This is a genomic window from Brevibacillus sp. BC25 (assembly GCF_000282075.1).
Taxonomy (GTDB): Bacteria; Bacillota; Bacilli; order Brevibacillales; family Brevibacillaceae; genus Brevibacillus.
This window is the reverse complement of record NZ_AKIX01000121.1, coordinates 1-992: the sequence shown is the minus strand read 5'-3', so window position 1 is coordinate 992 and position 992 is coordinate 1. Positions and strand designations below refer to the sequence as shown.

Here is a 992-nt window from a genome sequence, read left to right as displayed (position 1 = left end):
TTGCCACCACTGGCACCTGAAGCCAGCGCGTCTGCCATTCCGCCACGACCGCATATTCCCATCCAAGTAGCCAGTGCTGTTGACAAGCTGACTTTCACTTTTCGGGCTTATAAAAACTGGTGAGCCATGAAGGACTCGAACCTTCGACCCTCTGATTAAAAGTCAGATGCTCTACCAACTGAGCTAATGGCTCATGAAAAATGGTGGGGAGAGACGGATTCGAACCGCCGAACCCGGAGGGAGCAGATTTACAGTCTGCCGTGTTTAGCCACTTCACTATCTCCCCAATTTCATGGTGCCGGCAATAGGACTTGAACCCACAACCCCCTGATTACAAGTCAGGTGCTCTACCAATTGAGCTATACCGGCATATCTTTAATTATGGCATATCTTTCATGAAAAATCAAGGTTTTTTTATTCCGTTAAACCTTTTTCATGTTTATGAACTATGCCATCTCGTTAAGAAAGATGGCGGAGCTGACGGGACTCGAACCCGCGACCTCCGGTGTGACAGACCGGCGTGAACTCCAACTTCACCACAGCTCCATATTTGGTTGCACCCACTGGGCACTCCGATCCTACTTGATCAAGAAGATTACTCGACGAAGAGCAAGTAGAAAATTTGGTTGCGGGAGCAGGATTTGAACCTGCGACCTTCGGGTTATGAGCCCGACGAGCTACCGAGCTGCTCCATCCCGCGATAGTCAGGACGACTGAGTGTCAGTGTTGCCACAGGACGTGGCGCTTTTAGCTGACCTTCCTTGTCCATTAATATAAGTGGTGGAGGCTGACGGGATCGAACCGCCGACCCTCTGCTTGTAAGGCAGATGCTCTCCCAGCTGAGCTAAGCCTCCAAATCCCTGACAAAGTGACGAGTATGCTTCTTAGCATACTCTGAGAACTCTGCAGGTACCTTAATCACTGTTAAGGTGTTTTTAGGTGACCCGTAGGGGATTCGAACCCCTGTATGACAGCGTGAAAGGCTGCTGTGT

General features: G+C 50.0%; 6 tRNA genes. All 6 read right to left on the bottom strand.

The features are described 5' to 3' along the window. Window positions 1-117 precede the first annotated feature (117 nt). Window positions 118-193 (bottom strand) — tRNA-Lys (locus tag PMI05_RS26835). Window positions 194-201: 8 nt separating this feature from the next. Further along, window positions 202-286 (bottom strand) — tRNA-Tyr (locus tag PMI05_RS26830). Window positions 287-293: 7 nt separating this feature from the next. Then, window positions 294-369 (bottom strand) — tRNA-Thr (locus PMI05_RS26825). A gap of 100 nt (window positions 370-469) precedes the next feature. After that, window positions 470-546 (bottom strand) — tRNA-Asp (locus PMI05_RS26820). Window positions 547-623: 77 nt separating this feature from the next. Continuing rightward, window positions 624-700, bottom strand: a tRNA-Met gene (locus tag PMI05_RS26815). A 78-nt stretch (window positions 701-778) separates the two neighbouring features. Beyond that, window positions 779-854 (bottom strand) — tRNA-Val (locus PMI05_RS26810). Window positions 855-992 lie beyond the last annotated feature (138 nt).